Annotated in this window: 18 protein-coding genes; 6 read left to right on the top strand and 12 right to left on the bottom strand. The window is 50.1% G+C overall.

The features are described 5' to 3' along the window. Positions 1 to 38 precede the first annotated feature (38 nt). The 3 genes from XMG48_RS00365 to XMG48_RS00375 form a co-directional block, all read right to left on the bottom strand. Positions 39 to 2,204 (bottom strand): malate synthase G, encoded by a 2,166-nt coding sequence (locus XMG48_RS00365; RefSeq protein WP_173480090.1) that lies wholly within the window; start codon positions 2,202 to 2,204, stop codon positions 39 to 41. A gap of 228 nt (positions 2,205 to 2,432) precedes the next feature. Next, the gene (gene serA / locus XMG48_RS00370; protein WP_173480091.1) at positions 2,433 to 3,665 is read right to left on the bottom strand and encodes a phosphoglycerate dehydrogenase; all 1,233 of its coding nucleotides are present in this window, start codon (positions 3,663 to 3,665) and stop codon (positions 2,433 to 2,435) included. Between the two features lie 221 nt (positions 3,666 to 3,886). Further along, positions 3,887 to 4,168: a pyrimidine/purine nucleoside phosphorylase gene (locus tag XMG48_RS00375; RefSeq protein ID WP_173480092.1), complete on the bottom strand. Its 282-nt coding sequence runs from the start codon at positions 4,166 to 4,168 to the stop codon at positions 3,887 to 3,889. Between the two features lie 111 nt (positions 4,169 to 4,279). On the opposite strand from XMG48_RS00375, the gene XMG48_RS00380 reads away from it, so the two are divergent. The 3 genes from XMG48_RS00380 to XMG48_RS00390 all read left to right on the top strand — a co-directional run bounded on the left by XMG48_RS00380 (position 4,280) and on the right by XMG48_RS00390 (position 6,665). Beyond that, positions 4,280 to 5,467 carry an MFS transporter gene (locus XMG48_RS00380; protein WP_173480093.1) on the top strand — a complete coding sequence of 396 codons (1,188 nt, stop codon included), beginning with the start codon at positions 4,280 to 4,282 and terminating at the stop codon, positions 5,465 to 5,467. A gap of 65 nt (positions 5,468 to 5,532) precedes the next feature. Then, positions 5,533 to 6,234, top strand: coding sequence for an SDR family NAD(P)-dependent oxidoreductase (locus XMG48_RS00385; protein ID WP_173480094.1), 702 nt, complete (start codon positions 5,533 to 5,535; stop codon positions 6,232 to 6,234). 17 nt (positions 6,235 to 6,251) lie between these two features. Then, positions 6,252 to 6,665 (top strand): CopD family protein, encoded by a 414-nt coding sequence (locus XMG48_RS00390; protein WP_173480095.1) that lies wholly within the window; start codon positions 6,252 to 6,254, stop codon positions 6,663 to 6,665. On the opposite strand, the gene XMG48_RS00395 is transcribed toward XMG48_RS00390, so the two are convergent. The 8 genes from XMG48_RS00395 to XMG48_RS00430 form a co-directional block, all read right to left on the bottom strand. Further along, on the bottom strand, positions 6,662 to 7,267 hold the full coding sequence (locus XMG48_RS00395; RefSeq protein WP_173480096.1) for an SCP2 domain-containing protein: 606 nt from the start codon (positions 7,265 to 7,267) through the stop codon (positions 6,662 to 6,664). The two genes, XMG48_RS00390 and XMG48_RS00395, sit on opposite strands and share 4 nt — an antisense overlap. A gap of 25 nt (positions 7,268 to 7,292) precedes the next feature. Next, a complete protein-coding gene (gene ubiE, locus XMG48_RS00400; RefSeq protein WP_173480097.1) occupies positions 7,293 to 8,048 on the bottom strand; it encodes a bifunctional demethylmenaquinone methyltransferase/2-methoxy-6-polyprenyl-1,4-benzoquinol methylase UbiE in 756 nt (251 codons plus the stop codon). A 61-nt stretch (positions 8,049 to 8,109) separates the two neighbouring features. Continuing rightward, positions 8,110 to 8,487, bottom strand: coding sequence for a gamma-butyrobetaine hydroxylase-like domain-containing protein (locus tag XMG48_RS00405; protein ID WP_173480098.1), 378 nt, complete (start codon positions 8,485 to 8,487; stop codon positions 8,110 to 8,112). Positions 8,488 to 8,501: 14 nt separating this feature from the next. Continuing rightward, the gene (gene hslU, locus XMG48_RS00410; RefSeq protein ID WP_173480099.1) at positions 8,502 to 9,830 is read right to left on the bottom strand and encodes an HslU--HslV peptidase ATPase subunit; all 1,329 of its coding nucleotides are present in this window, start codon (positions 9,828 to 9,830) and stop codon (positions 8,502 to 8,504) included. 10 nt (positions 9,831 to 9,840) lie between these two features. Next, positions 9,841 to 10,371, bottom strand: coding sequence for an ATP-dependent protease subunit HslV (hslV, locus tag XMG48_RS00415; protein WP_173480100.1), 531 nt, complete (start codon positions 10,369 to 10,371; stop codon positions 9,841 to 9,843). Positions 10,372 to 10,433: 62 nt separating this feature from the next. After that, positions 10,434 to 11,084, bottom strand: coding sequence for an SPOR domain-containing protein (locus XMG48_RS00420; protein ID WP_173480101.1), 651 nt, complete (start codon positions 11,082 to 11,084; stop codon positions 10,434 to 10,436). A gap of 2 nt (positions 11,085 to 11,086) precedes the next feature. Then, a complete protein-coding gene (gene argS / locus XMG48_RS00425; RefSeq protein ID WP_173480102.1) occupies positions 11,087 to 12,844 on the bottom strand; it encodes an arginine--tRNA ligase in 1,758 nt (585 codons plus the stop codon). A 76-nt stretch (positions 12,845 to 12,920) separates the two neighbouring features. Further along, entirely contained in the window at positions 12,921 to 15,110 is a 2,190-nt protein-coding gene (locus XMG48_RS00430) for a primosomal protein N' (RefSeq protein ID WP_217363794.1), read from the bottom strand. Positions 15,111 to 15,339: 229 nt separating this feature from the next. On the opposite strand from XMG48_RS00430, the gene rpmE reads away from it, so the two are divergent. The 3 genes from rpmE (at position 15,340) to XMG48_RS00445 (ending at position 17,726) form a co-directional block, all read left to right on the top strand. Next, positions 15,340 to 15,558, top strand: a complete 219-nt coding sequence (gene rpmE, locus XMG48_RS00435) for a 50S ribosomal protein L31 (protein WP_173480103.1) — start codon at positions 15,340 to 15,342, stop codon at positions 15,556 to 15,558. Positions 15,559 to 15,571: 13 nt separating this feature from the next. Further along, positions 15,572 to 16,324: a thermonuclease family protein gene (locus tag XMG48_RS00440; RefSeq protein ID WP_173480104.1), complete on the top strand. Its 753-nt coding sequence runs from the start codon at positions 15,572 to 15,574 to the stop codon at positions 16,322 to 16,324. A 154-nt stretch (positions 16,325 to 16,478) separates the two neighbouring features. Beyond that, a complete protein-coding gene (locus XMG48_RS00445; protein WP_173480105.1) occupies positions 16,479 to 17,726 on the top strand; it encodes a malic enzyme-like NAD(P)-binding protein in 1,248 nt (415 codons plus the stop codon). Between the two features lie 76 nt (positions 17,727 to 17,802). Here XMG48_RS00445 and XMG48_RS00450 read toward each other — a convergent pair whose 3' ends face one another. Continuing rightward, complete coding sequence (locus XMG48_RS00450; RefSeq protein ID WP_173480106.1) at positions 17,803 to 20,265, bottom strand: penicillin-binding protein 1A; 2,463 nt, start codon at positions 20,263 to 20,265, stop codon at positions 17,803 to 17,805. Positions 20,266 to 20,297: the final 32 nt, after the last annotated feature.

Raw genomic sequence — 20,297 nt, forward strand, 5'->3', positions numbered from 1 at the left:
GCCCTAGAGGCCCGTTTTTGATCGTGCGGAGTTATCTATTAACGAGCCGCTTTTAGCTCTAGACGACGTGCGTGTAGTGCTGGTTCTGTGTAGCCGTTTGGCTGTTTGCAGCCATCGATGACCAAGTCACACGCCGCTTTGAACGCGATGTTGTTATCGATGTCGTCGCACAGTGGCGTGTAAGTTGGGTCGTTCGCATTCTGGCGATCAACAACAGCCGCCATGCGTTTTAGAGTCTCCATTGCCTGCTCTTCTGAACAGATGCCGTGACGAATCCAGTTCGCGATGTGCTGACTAGAGATACGCAGTGTTGCGCGGTCTTCCATTAGGCCCACATCATTGATGTCTGGCACTTTAGAACAACCGATACCCGAATCAACCCAACGAACAACGTAGCCAAGGATACCCTGTGCGTTGTTGTCCAGTTCCGCTTGGATCTCTTCTGCACTCCACTGTGGGTTTCGCTCGACAGGGATGGTTAGGATATCGTCTAGTGAAGCGCGTTCGCGCTTAGCCAACTCTTCCTGACGACCGAAGACGTCAACCTTGTGATAGTGAAGAGCGTGCAGGGTTGCACCAGTGGGTGATGGAACCCATGCGGTGTTTGCACCCGACATTGGGTGGCCAATCTTCTGATCGAGCATGTTCGCCATCTGATCAGGCATCGCCCACATACCCTTACCGATCTGCGCTTTACCGCTTAGGCCACAAGCAAGACCGATATCTACGTTCCAGTTTTCGTAAGCAGCAATCCAAGAGGCTGCTTTCATATCACCTTTGCGAATCATTGGACCCGCTTCCATCGAGGTGTGGATCTCGTCGCCGGTGCGATCTAGGAAGCCAGTGTTGATGAAGACAACGCGCGAGCTTGCGGCACGGATACACTCTTTCAAGTTGATCGTTGTACGACGCTCTTCGTCCATGATGCCAACTTTAATGGTGTTCTCTGCTAGGCCTAGTGCCTGTTCAACGCGACCCATAAGCTCGTTGGTGAAGGCCACCTCTTCAGGGCCGTGCATCTTCGGCTTAACGATGTAGATAGAGCCTGTGACGGTGTTGTTGAATTTGCCATTGTGCTTCACGTCGTGGATAGAGATCGTTGACGTGATCATGCCATCCATGATGCCTTCAGGTACTTCGTTACCCTCTTTGTCGATGATCGCGTTGTTGGTCATTAGGTGGCCAACGTTACGAACGAACATCAAAGAGCGGCCCTTCAGTGCCATAGGCTGACCATCTTTACCGGTGTATTCACGATCACCGTTGATGGTACGAGTGAATGATTTGCCACCTTTTTCGATGGTCTCGCTGAGTGTGCCTTTGATCAGACCCAACCAGTTGCGGTAAACCAGCGTCTTATCTTCAGCATCAACCGCAGCAACAGAGTCTTCACAGTCCATGATGGTTGTTAGCGCCGACTCCATCACAATGTCTTTAACGCCGGCTTTGTCTTCAGAACCGATCTGGCTTGATGCGTCGATCTGGATTTCAAAGTGCAGACCGTTGTTGATCAATAGAACCGATTCTGGAGCTGCAGCATCGCCTTTGTAGCCAACGAACTGCTCAGGGTTAGCCAGAGCAACGGCTTGGCCACCAATGGTAGCTACCAGTGAACCCTCTGCAATGGTGTAGGCTGTTACATCAGCGTGTGAACCTGAGGCAAGTGGTGCGGATTCGTTAAGGAAGTCGCGGCCGAATGCGATTACCTTAGCACCACGGGCTGGGTTGTACTCTTTAGTGATCTCGGCACCGCCATCGGTAGAGATCGCATCGGTACCGTACAGCGCATCATATAGGCTGCCCCAACGAGCGTTAGCCGCGTTAAGTGCAAAGCGTGCATTCATTACCGGTACTACCAGCTGTGGACCAGCCATGGTCGCCATCTCAGGATCGACATTCGAGGTCGTGATCTTAAAGTCAGGACCTTCCTCAACCAGGTAGCCAATCTCTTTTAGGAAGGCTTTGTACTCAGCAAAGTCGTAACCATCCTGATGCGCGCGGTACCACTCATCCATCTGCTCTTGGATCTGATCACGTTTAGCCAGCAGTTCGCGGTTGCGAGGAGCTAGATCGTGAATAATTGATGCGAATGAGCTCCAAAATGCATCGGTGCTGACGCCTGTGCCTGGAAGTACTTCGTCGTTAACGAAAGTGTAGAGTTCTGTAGCGACCTGTAGGCCATTAACTTCGGTACGTTGAATCATAATTACTCCTGAGTTTCGCGTAGGCCGGCATCTTTTCGCCGATGGGGTCGCGGTTTCAATTTGTGCTATGCAACATTAAACGACTGCTGCTTATATGTAACCCACCTTTAGTCTCAAGTGTGAAATGTTCTATTTCATACTGTGGAAAATGGGTCTTTTTTTCGTAGTGTGAAATTAGAAATGAAAAAGCCCAGCATCGCTGGGCTTTGGTCACTCTTTAAAGTCGACTTAGAAGAGTCGGCGGCAGCGAATCGTGCCATCAATTTCAGACAGTTTTTCAACCGCAATTTTTGAGCTGTCAGCGTCGACATCGATCACAACATAGCCCACTTTTTCATTGGTCTGCAGGTACTGACCGACGATGTTGATGTCATTTTCCGAGAAGATGTTGTTGATCTTAGAAAGGACACCCGGCACGTTTTTGTGAACGTGAAGAAGGCGGTGTGCATTGTTGTGGCCAGGAAGAGCCACCTCTGGGAAGTTAACCGAGGTGATCGACGAACCGTTGTCAGAGTACTTAACCAGCTTCTCTGCCACTTCGTAGCCGATGTTCATCTGCGCTTCCATTGTAGAACCGCCCACGTGTGGAGTTAGGATGACGTTATCGAACTTGCGTAGAGGGCTAATGAACTCGTCGTCGTTTGAGCGTGGCTCAACTGGGAATACGTCGATCGCAGCGCCCAGTAGTTTGCCGCTCTCTAGCGTTTCACAGAGTGCATCGATATCAACCACGGTTCCGCGAGCTGCGTTGATTAGGATTGAGCCTTGCTTCATCGCTTCAAACTGAATTGGCCCCATCATGTTCTGTGTTGCAGCAGTCTCTGGAACGTGAAGCGAGACAACATCACACATGCCTAGAAGCTCGTGCAGAGTGCCGACCTGTTTCGCATTGCCCAGTGGCAGCTTAGTGATGACGTCGTAGAAGTAGACCTCCATACCCAGGCCTTCAGCCATAACACTTAGCTGAGAACCGATGCTACCGTAACCGATAATACCGAGCTTCTTACCACGCACTTCGTAGCTATTCTTAGCCGTTTTCTGCCAACCACCACGGTGTGCAACCGCATTTTTCTCTGGTACACCGCGCATCAGCATGATGGTCTCAGCAAGAACCAGTTCAGCCACAGAGCGAGTGTTTGAGTAAGGTGCGTTGAAGACCGCTACACCGCGTTCAGTCGCTGCTTGCAGATCAACCTGGTTGGTGCCGATACAGAAACAGCCAACTGCGACCAGTTTTTCGGCCGCATCAAATACTTTTTCAGTCAGCTGAGTGCGCGAGCGAATGCCAACGAAATGAGCATCAGCGATGCGCTCTAGTAGCTCCTCTTCTGGAAGCGAGCCGGTGTGGAACTCAATGTTGGTGTAGCCTTGCGCGTTCAATGTATCAACGGCTGACTGGTGCACACCTTCCAATAGAAGAATTTTAATTTTGCCTTTTTCTAGAGACGTCTCTTTGCTCATTTTTGCCACTCGATTCTGAGGTTTAACCACTAGGGCTTAAAAATTTAGGGGCGCGATTATAGCACAAACGGGCGATTGGTCGGCTTTTATACAATCGTAGTGGGCGAAATATTCTCAGGTTAAGCTGAAGAATTTTGATTTAACAGGCGCCATTTTGTTCTGAACGAATCTTTAGACATAAAAAAGCCCTCTTTAAGAAGAGGGCCTTTTAAAAATGCCGGTTAGCTGTAGTAGCAGAGGTAAGCAGTTGCTGTTGCTACTTTGACATCGAATGAGCTGTTAGCGGGAACATTGAACTGGCTGCCAGCTGGAAAGCTTTGGAATTCAGTGGCTTCAGGGAGGCGAACAACCAGTTCACCGTGTACCACCTTCATTACTTCGTTCTGGCTAGTGCCAAACGTATATTCACCCGGTGCCATAACACCAGAGGTCACAGGACCGTCGGCTGACTCGAAGCCGATCGATTTTACATTGTCATCAAAGTAAGAGTTAACTGACAGCATGGGTGTCTCCTAAAAAATTGAACGCAAATAGTATTCAGAGTTGTTGGGTTTGTCACTACCGATCTAAAGGAGTAGGCTTCGCCCATTCATTGCACGGATTGCAGATTAACCATGATTGAAGCGAACAGCCGCGAATATTGGCGTGCCACCTTGGCCCTCTGTTTAGGGTCGTTCATGATTTTTGCCAATGTCTACATCACTCAACCTCTCCTACCGACCCTAGCCGAAGAGTTTCAGGTCTCAGCGCTAGAGGCCAGTTGGACCTTCACCATCACTACGCTGACCTTGGGTCTATCCTTGTTGTTCTACGGTGCACTGTCAGACTCTTTAGGGCGTCGAGGCATCATGATTCTGACGCTGGCGGGTGTGATGGGCTGTGGATTTGCGTTGAGTCAGGTTGAAGGCTATCACCAACTTCTAATACTACGGGCCGCTCAAGGGCTTTTATTAGGTGGGTTGCCTGCCATTGCTATCGCTTACATGAACGATGAATTTACTCCACGCGCACTCTCTTTGGCGGTGGGTCTGTACATTGGCGGTAACACCCTTGGGGGAATTGGCGGTCGCTTAATTGGTGGCTTTGTGGGTGAGTCATTGGGGTGGCAAGGCGCCTTTCTAGTGATGGCGCTGATCAGCCTAGCCTGCGTGGCGACCTTTGTTTATCTGCTACCTAGATCGAAACGCTTTGAATCCAGACCGTTAAGAGTAGGCCCCATGCTACGATCAATGGGCGATCACCTCTCCAATCCGATGTTGCTGAGCGCGTATCTCATTGGCGGCCTCAACTTCTTTATCTTCATTAATCAGTACAGCTACATTACCTTCGTTTTGGCGGATGATCCCTACAACTTGCCTGCCAGTCTGCTGGGTATGTTGTTTTTGACCTATCTGACCGGCACTTTTGGCTCAGCCATTTCGGGCAAAGTGTCAGACTATCTTTCTCAGCCGAGAGCGATGGCGTTGGGTATTGCCATTTTAGCGGTGGGCAGTTGTGTCACTCTGTTTGATTCGCTCATTATGATCATCATCGGCTTCTTAATTAATAGCTTTGGCTTCTTCTTTAGCCACTCTACTGCCAGCAGTTGGGTCAGCAAGCAAGCAACGCATGCCAAAGCGAGCGCCTCTTCACTCTATCTACTCTTCTACTACCTCGGCGCTAGTCTGGGTGGTTTCTATCTGCAGCCCTTCTGGTCGATCTGGCACTGGCCAGGTGTGATTTTAGGCTCTTTGATCGTGTTAGTTCTGACCTTCAGCTACTCAATCCGCTTAGAGAGAAAACGTCAGGCCCTTGCGGGTTAGAGAACCTGACAGCAGTTTGCATCCAGAACGCTGTTTAACGCGTATCTTTTAATTTTGGACGCACCATGGCCGATCTTTTAATCATAGGCAGTGGCGGAATTGGTCAGGCGTTTGCTGAACAGTCCACCATTCGCAGCCCTGACACTCGAGTGCTCACAACTACAAGATCCTCATCGGGTGACGAGCCGATAGTCCTTGATCTAACCGATACTAATACTTTTAAGCCCTGTATCGATCAGTTGAAAGAGCTTGAATTTGATCCCGTTAGAATCATTTTTTCTCAAGGTTTGCTGCACAACGAGACTCAACGTCCAGAGAAGTCTCTGCGCGAAATAGATCTTGATTGGATGACACAAGTAATGCAGGTCAATGCCCTCGGCCCAATGGCGTTTCTGGCCCAGTTGATGCGTCTTATTCCGCGTCAGTCAGAGCTGCAGATAGCTTTTCTATCGGCACGTGTTGGCAGTATTTCCGATAACCAACTAGGCGGTTGGTACGGCTATCGAGCATCTAAAGCGGCTCTGAATATGCTGATTAAAACCCTCAGTATCGAACTTGCAAGAACTCACCCTAAGGTTCAACTGTTGGCGCTGCACCCAGGTACAACCGATACAGAACTGTCTAAACCCTTTCAGGCCAGAGTACCGGAAGGTAAACTCTTTACTACGACCTTTGCCGCCAGTGCGCTACTGGATGTTATGGAGAGTGCTCGCGGGGGGCAGAGTGGTCAATTTTTAGCTTGGGATGGCTCTTCAATACCCTGGTAAGCCTTTAAGGAGTTTGTATGCTTTGGATTAAGATGTTTCACATTCTGGCGATGACGAGCTGGATGGCCGGTATTTTCTATCTACCTCGTATATTCGTGCACTATGTAGAGGGTAAGGCTGCAGGGCAAGATGTTGCGCGCTTGTCGATTATGGCGTCAAAACTCTACGGTTTTATGACCATTATGGCGATTTTCACACTGGGCTTAGGGCTCTGGTTATGGCTAGGATATGGCTTTAGCGGTGGCTGGATGCACGCTAAATTGCTGTTTGTTGGTTTTTTGATCGGTTTCCATTTCTGGTGTCGATCTTACTTACAGAGACTAAAGCGCGATGAGCTTACTCAGAGTGGCCGTTACTTTCGACTCTTTAATGAGTTACCACTACTCATCTTCGTGCCGATACTTATCTTTGTTGTTGTGAAGCCTTTCTAAGCGCCTTTTAACAACCTCTCTAAACGGCGCTCGATCAACTCAGCTCTCTGCTTCAGTTGTCGAGTGTCGTCAATAAACCCTTCAAACTCAACGCGCGTTGGCAGTAAGTTGATCTCCTCTTGGAGGTACTCTTTGGCGGTCGTTGTCAGAGTCTGACGGCTGCTGTTTGCCCACTCGATCGACTGATTGATCGGTTTCATGATCATAGCGGCAGGAAGATCACCGATTTGATCAGCTAACCAATCTTCCCAATCTAGGCTTGGGTTATCAAATGCGTGAGAGAGGCGTTGTAGCAGCGCGGAATCGCCTTTTACCTCGACGCCTTGACCGAACATGACGCTATTGGGGTCATTCAGCAGTTTAAGCAGATCTGAGGCTGCTCCCGTTAAATGAGTGGTAGGTTCGCCGTCGAATTCACGCATAACTGCGACTTGGTCATCGCTAAAAATCAGTGTGATCCTCTGCTCTTGTGGTATCAGGGTGATTCCTAAACTCTGACCGGCGAGCTTGCTGAGCGTGTTACGAGCGCTAGGACGCGTAGCGAGATAAGCGTTTATCGCTGATTCAATGGAGCCTGTTAGAGTCGCATCGATCAGATTCATAAACCTCTCCTCTCAGCCGACTCTGTTAGGGTTTAATCCCAGTGTGAAGTGCGACAATGCCTTGGGTCAGGTTGCGGTAACGCGTCTGAACAAAGCCGGCACTGTCCATCATCCCTTTCAGAGTCTCTTGATCAGGATGCATGCGAATCGATTCTGCCAAGTAGCGGTAGCTTTCGGCATCGTTAGCAATCAACTGCCCCATTTTCGGCAGTAGATTAAAGGAGTAGAAGTCGTAGGCTTTTGTCAGTAGTGGGTTCTCAGTTTTAGAGAACTCCAACACCATCAATTTACCGCCTGGCTTCAGTACCCGATTCATAGAGCGCAGTGCAGCGTCTTTGTCGGTCACGTTGCGGAGGCCAAAGGCGATGGTGATGATATCGAAGGTGTTGTCTTCAAAAGGGAGGCATTCGGCATTGGCTTGAACGTACTCAACGTTGCCCGCAACGCCTTTATCGATCAGTTTGTCGCGACCCACTTTTAGCATGGAGTCGTTGATATCCGCCAACACCACCTTGCCTGATTGGCCAACGATCTGTGCAAAGCGGCGTGTTAAATCACCTGTTCCGCCAGCGATATCGAGAATTTTATGTCCAGGACGAGCACCGGAACTTTCGATCGTAATGCGCTTCCAAATACGGTGAATACCGCCCGACATCAGATCATTCATCACGTCATACTTAGCGGCTACCGAGTGAAATACGTCGGCAACACGGTTAACTTTTTCATCAACCGGTACCTCTTGGTAGCCAAAGTGCGTGGTGTTTTTCTGATTGTCTGACATGGGGTTGGATCCACTTAACTGTTCAATGGGGCTATTGTAACGACTGAGTGGGAGCTTGTCGTTAACCTATCGCAATCATTCCGTTGTCTCGGCTAGCACCGGCTGCATCAAGTCGAGCGAGATAATCACTCCAATACTGCTGTTGATTGTGCGCTAGGTCGTGGAGGTAGGCCCAGGTATAGAGCCCAGAGTCGTGCCCATCATCAAAGATCAGCTTCAGAGCATAGTTGCCGCTTGCTTCGACACCTTTAAGTCCAACCAAGCGCTTGCCAGTCTGAAGGACCTCTTGACCAATGCCATGCCCACGAACCTCTGCAGAGGGGCTATGAACACGCAAAAACTCTGCGGTCAGCTCATAGTTGCCATCTTCATAAACCAACTCAAGAGTCTTAGAGCGCTTGTGAAGATGGATCTGTTTAGGCATGGGCACAGAACTCATGGGGTAACCTCGTATTACAGAATGTAGTGACTCAAGTCCTCGTCGGCGCTCAGTTCACCAAGGTATTGGTCTACAAAGTTACGATCAATTTCGACGGTTTGACCACTCTTATCCGCAGCGCTGAAAGAGAGCTCCTCAAGTAGGCGCTCCATCATCGTGTGCAGACGTCGTGCTCCAATGTTTTCGGTCTTCTCGTTCACCGACCAGGCGAGCTCGGCGATGCGCTGAATCCCCTCTTGAGTAAACTCAATCGAAACGCCTTCAGTAGCCATCAGGGCTTTATATTGCTCTGTAAGAGCGGCTTTGGGCTCGGTCAAAATACGAGAGAAGTCTTCTGGTGTCAGTGCTTCCAGTTCTACACGAATCGGTAAGCGACCTTGGAGTTCTGGAATCAGATCTGATGGGCGAGCCAAGTGGAAGGCGCCTGACGCAATGAACAGTATATGATCGGTTTTGATCATGCCGTGCTTCGTGCTGACCGTACACCCTTCGATTAGTGGTAGAAGATCTCTCTGTACCCCTTCACGTGATACGTCAGCGTTACCAGACTCGGCGCGTTTACACACCTTGTCGATCTCATCTAAGAAGACAATGCCATTCTGCTCTACCGCTTCTAGCGCTTGCTGTTTGAGGTCGTCCTCTTTAATCAGCTTAGCGGCTTCCTCTTCGGTTAGAAGCTTGAAGGCTTCTGATACTTTAAGACGGCGCGACTGCTTCTTATCCTGCCCCATGTTGGCGAAGAGGCTCTGCAACTGATTCGTCATCTCCTCCATGCCTGGTGGTGTCATGATCTCAACACCAACTTTGGGTTGAGCAATTTCAATATCGATCTCTTTATCGTCGATCTGACCTTCACGCAGCTTTTTGCGGAAGATTTGGCGGGTTGCTGAGTCTGTTTTGTCTAGCTCTTCACTACCGATAGGGCGTGCTTCAGGTAGCAGTGCGTCCAGAATGCGCTCTTCTGCAGCCTCTTCAGCACGGAACTTGTTCTTCTCGATCGCCTGTTCACGCAGCATTTTGATCGATTGGTCGACCAGATCGCGGATGATGGTCTCAACATCACGACCCACATAGCCGACTTCGGTGAATTTTGTCGCTTCAACCTTAATGAATGGAGCGTTGGCAAGCTTCGCCAAACGACGTGCAATCTCAGTCTTACCCACACCGGTTGGACCAATCATAAGAATGTTCTTTGGGGTAACTTCTCCGCGCATCTCTTCATTCAGTTGCATGCGGCGCCAACGATTACGCAAGGCAATTGCAACAGAGCGCTTAGCGGAATCCTGACCAATAATGTGACGATCGAGTTCTGATACGATCTCGCGAGGGGTCATAGCTGACATAAAAGGCTCCTTAAGCGACAGACTCGAGTTGTTCGATGGTTAGGTTGGCGTTAGTGAAGACACAGATATCTGCTGCGATCTGAAGGCTCTTCTCAACGATGTCACGTGCGTTTAGTTCACTGTTATCGACCAGCGCGCGAGCTGCAGCAAGGGCATAGTTACCCCCTGAACCGATCGCAATAACACCGTCTTCAGGTTCGATCACATCGCCGCTGCCGGAGATAAGAAAGGTCTTCTCAGAGTTGGCCACCAGCATCAAGGCCTCTAAACGACGCAACACTCGATCCGAGCGCCACTCGCGAGCAAGGTGGATAACCGCGTTCACAATGTTGCCTTGGTGTTTATCAAGCTGTTGCTCAAATAGATCGCGAAGAGTAATCGCATCGGCAGTACTTCCAGCAAAGCCTGTGATGACTTTGTGTTTATCGATGACATTAACTTTACGGGCGCTACCTTTCATTACGGTATTACCCAGAGAGACTTGGCCGTCGCCGCCTACAACGACTTGATCACCGCGGCGAACAGAAACAATAGTGGTCATTAGAGATTTTCCCAATCATAAGCTTATCTGCATTTATTGGGATGAATCGCCCGTTTTCAAGGCTAGTTTACTTTGCGCTTAACTGGGTGGATGTTCAGCTTTTCGAGTTTGGCTGTGGCGCTTTTTAACTCGTTATAGGTCGAGAAGTTTCCAGTCGATACTCGGTACCAAACGCCGTTGCTCCCCTCTGTACGGGACATGGTCACGTTTGGCAGGCCAGAAAGTGCCAGTCGTGCACGCTGAGCTTCAGCATCGCGTGCATTGCGGAATGAGCCTGTCTGCAGTCGGTAAACGGCATCCAGTGAAGCCGTTTTGGGGGTCGAAACATAGGCTGACTCTTCAGGTGTTTGGACTTCGCTCTCTTCTAATAGCTTGTAGAAACCAAACCGCTCATCCTGTGACTCTAGGTCGATGTTATCTAAAGGCAGAGATTCCCCAGGTTGTCGGGGTTCGACTTTAGCGGGAATCACGGGCTCCAGTGTTGGAACCTGCTGAACCGCTTTGCTATTGCTCGTTGGTGCCGGTTGTTTAATCAAAAAGAAGATCAGACCAGCAAGCAGACCCAAAGCCACGACAACAGCAAGCACTAAACCTGCAGATACTCCTGAAGGTTGAGGAGCAGCCGGTGTTTTGCGAGCGCTCGAAGTGGTACGAGTGGCACCAGCTCGAGGCCTATTTGACTTGGGTTTGGATGCAAAGTCTCGATTCGACATGGTTACATCTGTTCAGGTGCTGACACACCCAAAATGGTGAGACCGTTTGCGATGACTTGGCGCACCGCCACGGAAAGCGTGATGCGTGCATTACGCAGTGCTTCATCCTCAATCAGCATCTTATGGCCGTTGTAGTAGGTGTGGTAGTCCGACGCGAGGTCACGCAGGTAGTTAGCCAGTTGGTGGGGCTCGAAGTTGGCTGCAGCCTGTTTAACCGTCTCTGGATATTTACCTAGGGCGGTGACAAGGTCACGCTCCGCTTCGCTATCCAAACGCTCCAGTGATGCTAAGCCCATCGCTTGATCCCAAGCCATCCCTTCGCTCTCTAATTTGCGCAGTACCGAACAGATGCGCGCGTGTGCGTATTGGATGTAGTAGACAGGGTTATCCTTAGATTCTGACTTGGCAAGGTCTAGGTCAAAGTCCATGTGCTGATCGGCTTTGCGAGTGACATAGAAGAATCGACAAGCGTCATTGCCCACCTCGTCGCGAAGCTCACGCAGTGTGACGAATGAACCGGAACGAGTCGACATCTGAACGCGCTCGCTGCCACGGTAAAGAATGGCGAACTGAACCAGTTTTACGACCAGACGCTCTGGATCGTACCCAAGTGCCTGAATGGCCGCTTTGACTCGAGTAATGTAGCCGTGGTGATCGGCACCCCAGACGTTGATAACTGTTTGGAAACCGCGCTCAAATTTGTTCATGTGGTAGGCGATGTCAGAGGCAAAGTAGGTGGTTTGGCCGTTGGCACGTTTAACCACACGATCTTTATCATCTCCGAAATCGGTCGATTTGAACCAGATATTGCCACCCTCTTCGTACAGGTAGCCCTTATCATCAAGGCGTTTCAGTGCCTCATCAACATCACCGCTGGAAGTCAGTGAGCGCTCACTAAACCAGCACTGGTAGTTCACGCCGAACTCACCCAAGTCTTCGCGAATATCGCCTAGGATAGAGTCCAGACCGGCATCGAATAGCGTTCTGTACTGTGCGCCAAGGATGTTTTGAGCGCGATCGATAAGCCCATCGATGTGAAGCTCTTTATCGCCGCCTGCCGGTTCATCAGCAGGGACATCGAGATAGAGATCATCGAGTGAACACTGCAGAGCATCACCCTGAGTGGCTTTTAAGCTAGCAGCGATGTCACGAATGTACTCACCCTGGTAGCCGTTGGCTGGGAAGGTGATGGTATCGCCAAGCAACTCGAGGTAGCGAAGAAAGACGCTGACCGCCAGAATGTTCATTTGGCGACCCGCATCGTTGACGTAGTACTCACGCTCAACGTTCATACCACCGGCTTCCAGTAGGTCGGCCAGTGTTGCACCGTAAGCGGCACCGCGGCCATGACCTACGTGCAATGGTCCTGTTGGGTTAGCAGAGACAAACTCAACCTGTACACGATCATCGCTGGTTGGTTTACTGCGGCCAAACTGGTCAGTCTGCTCCAGTACATCGGCAACTACTGAGTAGATTGCAGCATCGTTGACAAAGAAGTTGATGAAGCCAGGACCAGCGATCTCAGCTTTATCAACGACCGTTGAAGCTGGAAGAGCGTGCAAAATCATCTCTGCAATAGCGCGTGGGTTTTGGCGAGCCGGTTTGGCCAGTGTCATCGCAATGTTGGTCGCAAGATCACCGTGCGCCTTGTCACGTGTGTTTTCAACTTGGATGTTTGGCTCAAGATCAGCAGGGAGTTTGCCCTCTGCTTTCAGTGCTTCAATGGCGCCGTTTAACAGGAGCGCTATCTGTTCTTTCATGTCTTTACTCAGTGAAATAGATCGATGGTGTAGTCTGTCACTACAAAGTTGGCTGCATTATATCGTTTTGCAGCCCTTAAAAGCTATCGACAGGGTCAATGTCTATGTTCCAGCGAACGCGACTCGACTCTTTGTCTTGCTCCAACCAATTTTGTGCCGCTTTCAGAGTGCCTTGGATCGACGTGCGAGAGTCTCCAGTGAACATCAATTGTGCTCTAAACATGCCAGCGCGCTTCTCCATGAAGGAGGGGAAGGGGCCGCTGATCATCGGAAGCTGCTCTCTTGGGTAGGTAGCCTCTAGGGATCTCCTTAAACGCATAAGGTGTGCTTCGGCCCAGCCCTGTTTTTTCGCTTCAGCACGGATAATCGCTTGGAAAGCAAAAGGGGGGAGTTGAGCCTGTTTGCGACTCATCAACTCCTGTTCTGCAAAGGTGAGATAGCCAGAGGTTACCAAGGTGTTTAGTAGAGGGTGATCAACCTGGTGGGTTTGTAACACCACTTCGCCCGGACGTTCCGCTCGCCCCGCTCGGCCGGCAACCTGCATAATAAGTTGCGCGGTACGCTCCATGCCACGAACATCGGCACTGAATAGGCCTGCGTCGGTATTGACGATGACGACCAGTGTGACGTTCGGAAAGTGATGGCCTTTGGCCAGCATTTGAGTACCGACCAAGATGCATGGATCGCCACTGTTAACTTCGTTCATCAAGGACTCAAAGGCTTGGCGAGAGTGGGTTGAATCACGATCCACACGTTTGATGCTGGTATGGGTGAATAGCTCTGACAATCTCTGTTCGATTCTCTCCGTACCGCTACCGGCCGGTCTTAGTTGATCACTGCCACAGTGCTGACAGTGGCGCGGGATAGGGGTTTGTCGATCACAGTGATGGCAGTGCAGCTTTGGTGGTTTGCGGTGCAGCGTCATGCGTGCATCACAGCGTGTACAGTCAACGGTTGATCCGCAATCCTGACAGGTCAGCGTTGGGGCAAAGCCGCGGCGGTTGATAAATACCAGGACTTGGTTGCCAAGGGTAATGTGATCGTTAATGCGACTGATAATCTCTGGAGCGAGGCCAGTATCTAACTCAACACCTTTCGTATCAAACAGCTCAAAGCTGGGCGCCGCTGCTCGACCCGCACGCTGTGTCAGTTGTAACTCTTTGAAGCGGCCCTGTTGAACGTTAAGTAGCGATTCCAGTGCCGGTGTCGCACTGCCCATGATGACCGGTATATCAAGCTGTTTTGCACGAACCAGAGCAAGGTCTCGTGCGTGATAGCGGAAACCCTCTTGCTGTTTAAACGATGGGTCGTGCTCCTCATCAATAACGATCATCCCAAGATTAGCAAAAGGAATGAAGATCGCTGAGCGTGTACCAATGACGATGCATGTCTCCCCGGACCGGATCGACTGCCAAGCCTCAAAGCGCATTCGATCCGTAAGGCCTGAGTGCAGTGAAGCAATGTTCGTGTTGAAGCGAGCAGTAAAGCGCTCAACCAGTTGTGGGGTTAAGCCAATCTCGGGCACCAAAATCAGCACTTGCTTGCCGTCGGCCAACGCCTGCTCGATCGATTGTAGATAGACTTCGGTTTTTCCCGAGCCGGTCACGCCGACTAATAGAATTGGGCTGAATCCCTCGCTCTGTTTGATCTGATCAACTGCTCGTTGTTGCTCAGCATTCAGTGCCAAGCCTGCAACGCTAGGTAGGACAGTGTTGACCAGCTGTGCACCGATTAAAGGCGCTTCACAGGGTTCGATCTGCTCCGATTCAATCAGTGCCTTTTGCACTTGTGACGTGAATTCAGCCTCTCTAATTGCGGATGTGCTGATTGGCTGTCGGTTTTTAATGAGCGTAAACAGGGCGCGCTGTCTGACGGCCCGTTTGGGCAGCGATTCAATATCGGCGTGCTCGGTTAAACGCCAGTAATCGGGGGCTGAGAAGGGGTGCTGCTCTTTGCGTGCTAAGTTGGGTAGAAGGTGAATTAAGGCATCGCCCAGTGGGTACTTATAATAGCTTGCCGCCCACTCACCGAGTTGTATCTGCTCATCATCGACGAGGGGCTCCTGATCGAGTAACGCTTCGAAAGGTTTCAGCTTATTTAGTGGCACCTCGGTCTGCTCGCTAAGACTATGAATCATCCCTATCAAGCTGCGCTGCCCGAATTTGACCAGCACACGAGCTCCGATAGCGGGCACAGCCACTCCTTGCGGAATGGCGTAGTCAAACAGACGGTTTAGGGGTACCGGTAGTGCAACACGTACGATCATGGTCAAAATGTCTAATAAGCGAAGGGCAAGTCTAGCACCCATCGGGCAGTTGGAAATAGCGGCTTCAAGGTATTGGGTGATCAGTGGTTGTTATTCGTACAGTGCCTGCGTATAATTGCGCGCCTTGACATTTCCCGGCGAATTTTTCGTCAGTCGTGCGGTGCTTAAGCAGCATAATATATGCATCAAGCGTTAAGTGGCGGCACATAAAACATAGAGGTTTAATACTATGAAAGCTGGTATCCACCCAGAGTACAACGAAGTTACCTTCAACTGTTCTTGCGGTAACGTAATGACAACTCGCTCTACTATGAAAGAGAGCACAATGGCTGTCGACGTTTGCAGTCAGTGTCACCCTTTCTACACTGGTAAGCAGAAAGAAGCTCAGACCGGTGGTCGAGTGGATCGCTTCAACAAGCGCTTCGGTGCTCGCAGCCTCAAGAAGTAACTTGGGTCTCTGCATGCAGAACATTAAAAAGGCACTCATCGCGAGTGCCTTTTTTATTGCCTGTCAGTCAGCGCAAGCGAGTAGTTGTACCCCACAAGGTGCATCTGAATCGGTACGGGTAGCCAAAGTGGTCGATGGCGATACCGTTCATCTAACCGATGGGCGAAAGGTGCGCTTGATAGGCGTTAATACCCCTGAGCTCTACTCAAAGCCAAGGGCTGAAGAGGGGGCCCTGCAGGCTAAACGCCAATTGCAATCTTGGGTAAACGAGTCAGAATCTTTGCAGCTCTATTTCGGACGTGAGCCTAAAGATCGTTACGGTCGTGTATTGGGCTACTTGTTCGATGGATCGAAAACGCTCTCGCAACGTTTGATCCACGAGGGTTTGGGTTGGGCGATCAGTGTTCCCCCTAATGATCGACTAGCGGATTGTCTCTTCTCATCCGAAAAGAGACCAAGAACTCTAGGAAAAGGAGTATGGTCAAAATCCATTGCTGCCGCTAAAGAGATTGAACAGGGTGGTTTCAATTTGGTGTCGGGACGCATTACCAAGATTGATCAGGCTAAAAAGTACCTCTACGTCGAACTGGATGATCGATTGGCGGTTCGCATACCGAAAGAGTGGAACAGGAGTCTCTTCTTTACATTGGGCAACTCACTGGAGGTACGAGGCTGGATTTTGGATCGCCGTGACTCTTTAAAGCCGGGCTCGCGATTTAAACCCTTTTTGCTGCCGGTTTTAGATAAACGGCATATCAAAATGTGAAACGGTTATAAGCCCAATTGCTTAGACAGTTTCCAAGAATAGACCTTTCTACCGAGAGGTTATTTTTATATCATCCCACAACGACCTTTAACTAGAACATAACTTAGCCTATCTGCATTATGCCTATGGGCCTATAACCATTCAGGATTCTACAATGTCTCAAGACTTTAAACAGGCAGCACTGGATTACCATGAGTTTCCAATGCCAGGTAAAATCAGCGTAGAACTATCTACACCTGCTGAAACTTCACGCGACCTATCTCTTGCATACTCTCCAGGTGTTGCTGAGCCAGTGCGTGAGATCGCTAAAGATCCTGAAAATGCTTACCGTTACACAGCCAAAGGCAACCTGGTTGCCGTTATCTCAAACGGCTCTGCTATTTTGGGTCTTGGCGACCTAGGTCCATTGGCTTCTAAGCCAGTCATGGAAGGTAAAGCGCTTCTATTCAAACGTTTTGCAAACATCGACTCTATCGACATCGAAGTGGATGCTGAGAGCCCACAGGCGTTTATCGATACTGTCGCTCGCATCGCTGATACCTTCGGTGGTATCAACCTAGAAGACATCAAAGCACCAGAGTGTTTTGAAATCGAACGCACGTTGATCGAGCGTTGTAACATCCCAGTCTTCCACGATGACCAGCACGGTACTGCGATTGTTACCGCTGCCGGTATGATCAACGCACTTGAGCTTGCTGGTAAGAAGCTAGAAGAGGCATCGATTGTATGTCTTGGTGCTGGCGCTGCAGCAAGTGCTTGTATGAAGCTGTTGATCAACATGGGTGCTCGCAACGAGAATATCTACATGATCGACCGTAAGGGTGTTATCCACTCGGGTCGTGATGATCTAACTCCCGAGAAAGCGATCTTCGCAACTGAAACGGATAAACGTTCACTTGAAGATGCTATCGATGGCGCTGACGTATTCCTTGGTCTATCAGGTCCTGATCTGCTTTCAGCAGAGAACCTAGCTAAGATGGCAACTAATCCTGTTGTCTTCGCTTGTGCAAACCCTGATCCAGAGATCAAGCCAGAACTTGCTCGCGCGACTCGTGAAGATGTCATCATGGCAACAGGTCGTTCAGACTACCCTAACCAGGTAAACAACGTGCTAGGTTTCCCATTCATCTTCCGTGGCGCTCTAGATGTTCGTGCAACAGCGATCAACGAAGAGATGAAAGCCGCAGCCGTTATCGCACTAGCAGAACTTGCTAAGCAACCTGTTACACAAGAGGTACTGGATGCTTACGGCCTAGAGAGCCTAGAGTTCGGTCGTGAATACATTCTGCCGAAAGCGACAGATTCACGTCTTTTGGGCGCGGTATCTTACGCAGTGGCTAAAGCAGCGATCGATTCAGGTGTTGCCGTTAAAGGCATGCCAGAGAACTACCCACTGAGCTAATCACTCTGAGGTAAACAAGAAGGGAAGCCACTGGCTTCCCTTTTTTTGTGTTATACACATTACAGAACCTAAGTGATTATCGGAACAGCTCTTCAGAAGTAGGAGGGGCGACTTCACTGCCCGGTTTAGGAGCGACCTCAGTCGGTACCTGCTCCTCTTTGAAAATCTCGTTGTAAGCGTTTTTCTGTCCTTCGTAAGCTAGTAGTCCTGTCGCAGGATCAATCAGAGCCGTCGCAATACCTGCCGGTTCAGGCAGGTAACTTTCAGGGATGTTACGAAGAGCATCTCCCATGAAGTCGATCCACATAGGCAGTGCAGCCGTGCTACCCCATTCGCGCTTACCTAGATGAGACGGTTGGTCAAAGCCGACCCAAGCCGTTGCGCTCAATTTAGGGGTAAAACCGCTGAACCAAGAGTCTTTTTGATCATTGGTTGTTCCCGTTTTACCCGCTAGGTCACCACGTTTCAGAGCCAGTGCTCGACGACCAGTACCCTTTTTAATGACGTCGCGCATCATGTCGTGAATGATGTAAGCGGTGCGTTCATCTAGCAGACGTTCAGCGAGAGGTTGTCCCGTTAACGTCACTAGTTGCGGGTCACTCTCGGTGCTGGCTTGCGCCTCAGAAGCTGTATCATTGGAAGCCATGTCGGCGAGCTCTTGAGCGATTAACTCTGCTTGCTGGCGTTCAGGACAACTACCGCAGGCAATACTCGGATTGGCAGCAAACAGAGGTAGTCCTTCACGGTCTAGCACCGACTCAATGATGTAAGGATTGATTTTGAATCCACCATTGGCAATCGAGGCGTATCCTGTTGCAACCTGAAGCGGAGTGGCATCAGCACTGCCTAGCGAGAGTGATAAGTTTTTAGGAAGCTTATCCTCTTCAAAACCAAAACCGAGTATGAAGTTTCGTGTCTCTTCGATACCCAAAGCACGCATCAGACGAATAGAGATTAGGTTACGTGAGCGGTATAGCGCCTCACGAAGTCGAGTCGGACCGCCAAACTTGCCATTATCGTTCTCAGGCCGCCAGTTACCCTCTAGGCTGACGTCATGGAAAACAACGGGAGCGTCATTGATAACTGACCCAGGAGTGTAGCCATTGCTCAGAGCGGCACTGTAGAGGAAAGGTTTAATATTAGAACCCGGCTGACGGTACGCTTGAGTGGCTCGGTTGAACTTGTTCAGATAGAAGCTGAATCCGCCTGTTAAAGATTGAATCGCGCCATTCTCAGGATTGATGGCAATGAACGCCCCTTGCACTTCGGGTAGTTGCGAGAGACGCCAACCTTCAGCGGTTTGGCGAATTCGAATCTTATCGCCAACAGCCAGCACTTCGGATGCTTTCTTCGGTTCAGGGCCGGTTGAGTTAACCCCTTTATATGCTCGAGCCCAGCTGATACCTGACCAGCGCAGAGTCGTTTCACTGCCATCACCGAGTAGTAGTGTCGCTTCAGAATCATCCACCGCTTTCACCAGAGCCGCCTCAAGTCCGCCATAGGCTGGTGTCGCTTTTAGTTTTTTCTGCAGTGCGGACGGTTCGATCTCTGTCAGATCAAAGTGCTGCTCGGGGCCTCGGTAACCGTGACGTTCCGTGTAAGCCAGCAGCGCCGTTCTGAGCGCTTGATTGGCGCTGCGCTGCATGGTGCTGTCAATGGTCGTGTAGGCTTTCATACCCTCGGTGTAGATCTTTTCACCGTAGGTTTCATAGAGCTCCGCACGAACCATCTCTGCAACGTAAGGCGCAGGGATTTCAATATCAGCACCGTGGTAGCTAGCCGTAACCGGTTGATTGACCGAGTCGGAGTAGTCGGTTGTTGTAATGAAGCCTAACTCCTGCATTCGACCAAGAATCCAGTTTCGACGTTCGAGGGCTCGTTGCGGGTTAGTAATCGGGTTATAAGCTGATGGGGCTTTAGGTAAGCCTGCGATCATTGCCAGTTGAGCGATGTTGAGCTGATCAATGGTTTTGCCATAGTAGACCTGTGCGGCGGCTTGTATGCCGTACGATCGGTGGCCTAGATAGATTTTATTGATGTAGAGCTCAAGGATCTCTTGTTTTGAGAGTGATTGTTCAATGCTGAGTGCTAACAGAATCTCAACAAATTTACGCTCAAAGGTACGCTCGCGCGTTAGGAAGAAGTTCTTAGCCACCTGCATGGTGATGGTCGAGCCGCCACTCTGAATTTTGCCAGAAGTGGCTAGCTGAAAGGCTGCACGAAAAAGCCCGCGAAGATCGATCCCTTGGTGTTCAAAAAATCGAGCATCCTCTGCGGCTTGAAGAGCATGGATAAAGTGTTGCGGGATATCGGCATAGCTGATTGGCGTTCGGCGCATTTCTCCAAACTCAGCAATCAACTTTTCATCTGCACTGTATACGCGCAGAGGGGTTTGAAACTCAACCTCACGCAGGGTCTCAGCGTCAGGCAATTGTGGGCTAAAGTAGTAGTAGATTCCGCAGGCTGCCAAAACGGCTCCCAGCAATCCAATTGCAGCCAGTGCCATCAACCATTTAATAATTTTTTTAATTATGCGCATTAATCTGCAAATTTCTTAAATTGAGCTAGGAT

The organism is Marinobacterium sp. xm-g-48, from assembly GCF_013282925.1.
GTDB lineage: Bacteria > Pseudomonadota > Gammaproteobacteria > Pseudomonadales > Balneatricaceae > Marinobacterium_E.

Bases quoted from the DNA above. Each gene is read 5' to 3' on its own strand.
- rpmE (WP_173480103.1), top strand. From the start codon at position 15,340: ATGAAAGCTGGTATCCACCCAGAGTACAACGAAGTTACCTTCAACTGT.
- XMG48_RS00420 (WP_173480101.1), bottom strand. From the start codon at position 11,084: ATGTCGAATCGAGACTTTGCATCCAAACCCAAGTCAAATAGGCCTCGA.
- hslU (WP_173480099.1), bottom strand. From the start codon at position 9,830: ATGTCAGCTATGACCCCTCGCGAGATCGTATCAGAACTCGATCGTCAC.
- XMG48_RS00375 (WP_173480092.1), bottom strand. From the start codon at position 4,168: ATGCTGTCAGTTAACTCTTACTTTGATGACAATGTAAAATCGATCGGC.
- ubiE (WP_173480097.1), bottom strand. From the start codon at position 8,048: ATGTCAGACAATCAGAAAAACACCACGCACTTTGGCTACCAAGAGGTA.
- XMG48_RS00380 (WP_173480093.1), top strand. From the start codon at position 4,280: ATGATTGAAGCGAACAGCCGCGAATATTGGCGTGCCACCTTGGCCCTC.
- XMG48_RS00445 (WP_173480105.1), top strand. From the start codon at position 16,479: ATGTCTCAAGACTTTAAACAGGCAGCACTGGATTACCATGAGTTTCCA.
- XMG48_RS00385 (WP_173480094.1), top strand. From the start codon at position 5,533: ATGGCCGATCTTTTAATCATAGGCAGTGGCGGAATTGGTCAGGCGTTT.
- serA (WP_173480091.1), bottom strand. From the start codon at position 3,665: ATGAGCAAAGAGACGTCTCTAGAAAAAGGCAAAATTAAAATTCTTCTA.
- hslV (WP_173480100.1), bottom strand. From the start codon at position 10,371: ATGACCACTATTGTTTCTGTTCGCCGCGGTGATCAAGTCGTTGTAGGC.
- XMG48_RS00440 (WP_173480104.1), top strand. From the start codon at position 15,572: ATGCAGAACATTAAAAAGGCACTCATCGCGAGTGCCTTTTTTATTGCC.
- XMG48_RS00390 (WP_173480095.1), top strand. From the start codon at position 6,252: ATGCTTTGGATTAAGATGTTTCACATTCTGGCGATGACGAGCTGGATG.
- XMG48_RS00395 (WP_173480096.1), bottom strand. From the start codon at position 7,267: ATGAATCTGATCGATGCGACTCTAACAGGCTCCATTGAATCAGCGATA.
- XMG48_RS00365 (WP_173480090.1), bottom strand. From the start codon at position 2,204: ATGATTCAACGTACCGAAGTTAATGGCCTACAGGTCGCTACAGAACTC.
- argS (WP_173480102.1), bottom strand. From the start codon at position 12,844: ATGAAAGAACAGATAGCGCTCCTGTTAAACGGCGCCATTGAAGCACTG.
- XMG48_RS00450 (WP_173480106.1), bottom strand. From the start codon at position 20,265: ATGCGCATAATTAAAAAAATTATTAAATGGTTGATGGCACTGGCTGCA.
- XMG48_RS00430 (WP_217363794.1), bottom strand. From the start codon at position 15,110: ATGATCGTACGTGTTGCACTACCGGTACCCCTAAACCGTCTGTTTGAC.
- XMG48_RS00405 (WP_173480098.1), bottom strand. From the start codon at position 8,487: ATGAGTTCTGTGCCCATGCCTAAACAGATCCATCTTCACAAGCGCTCT.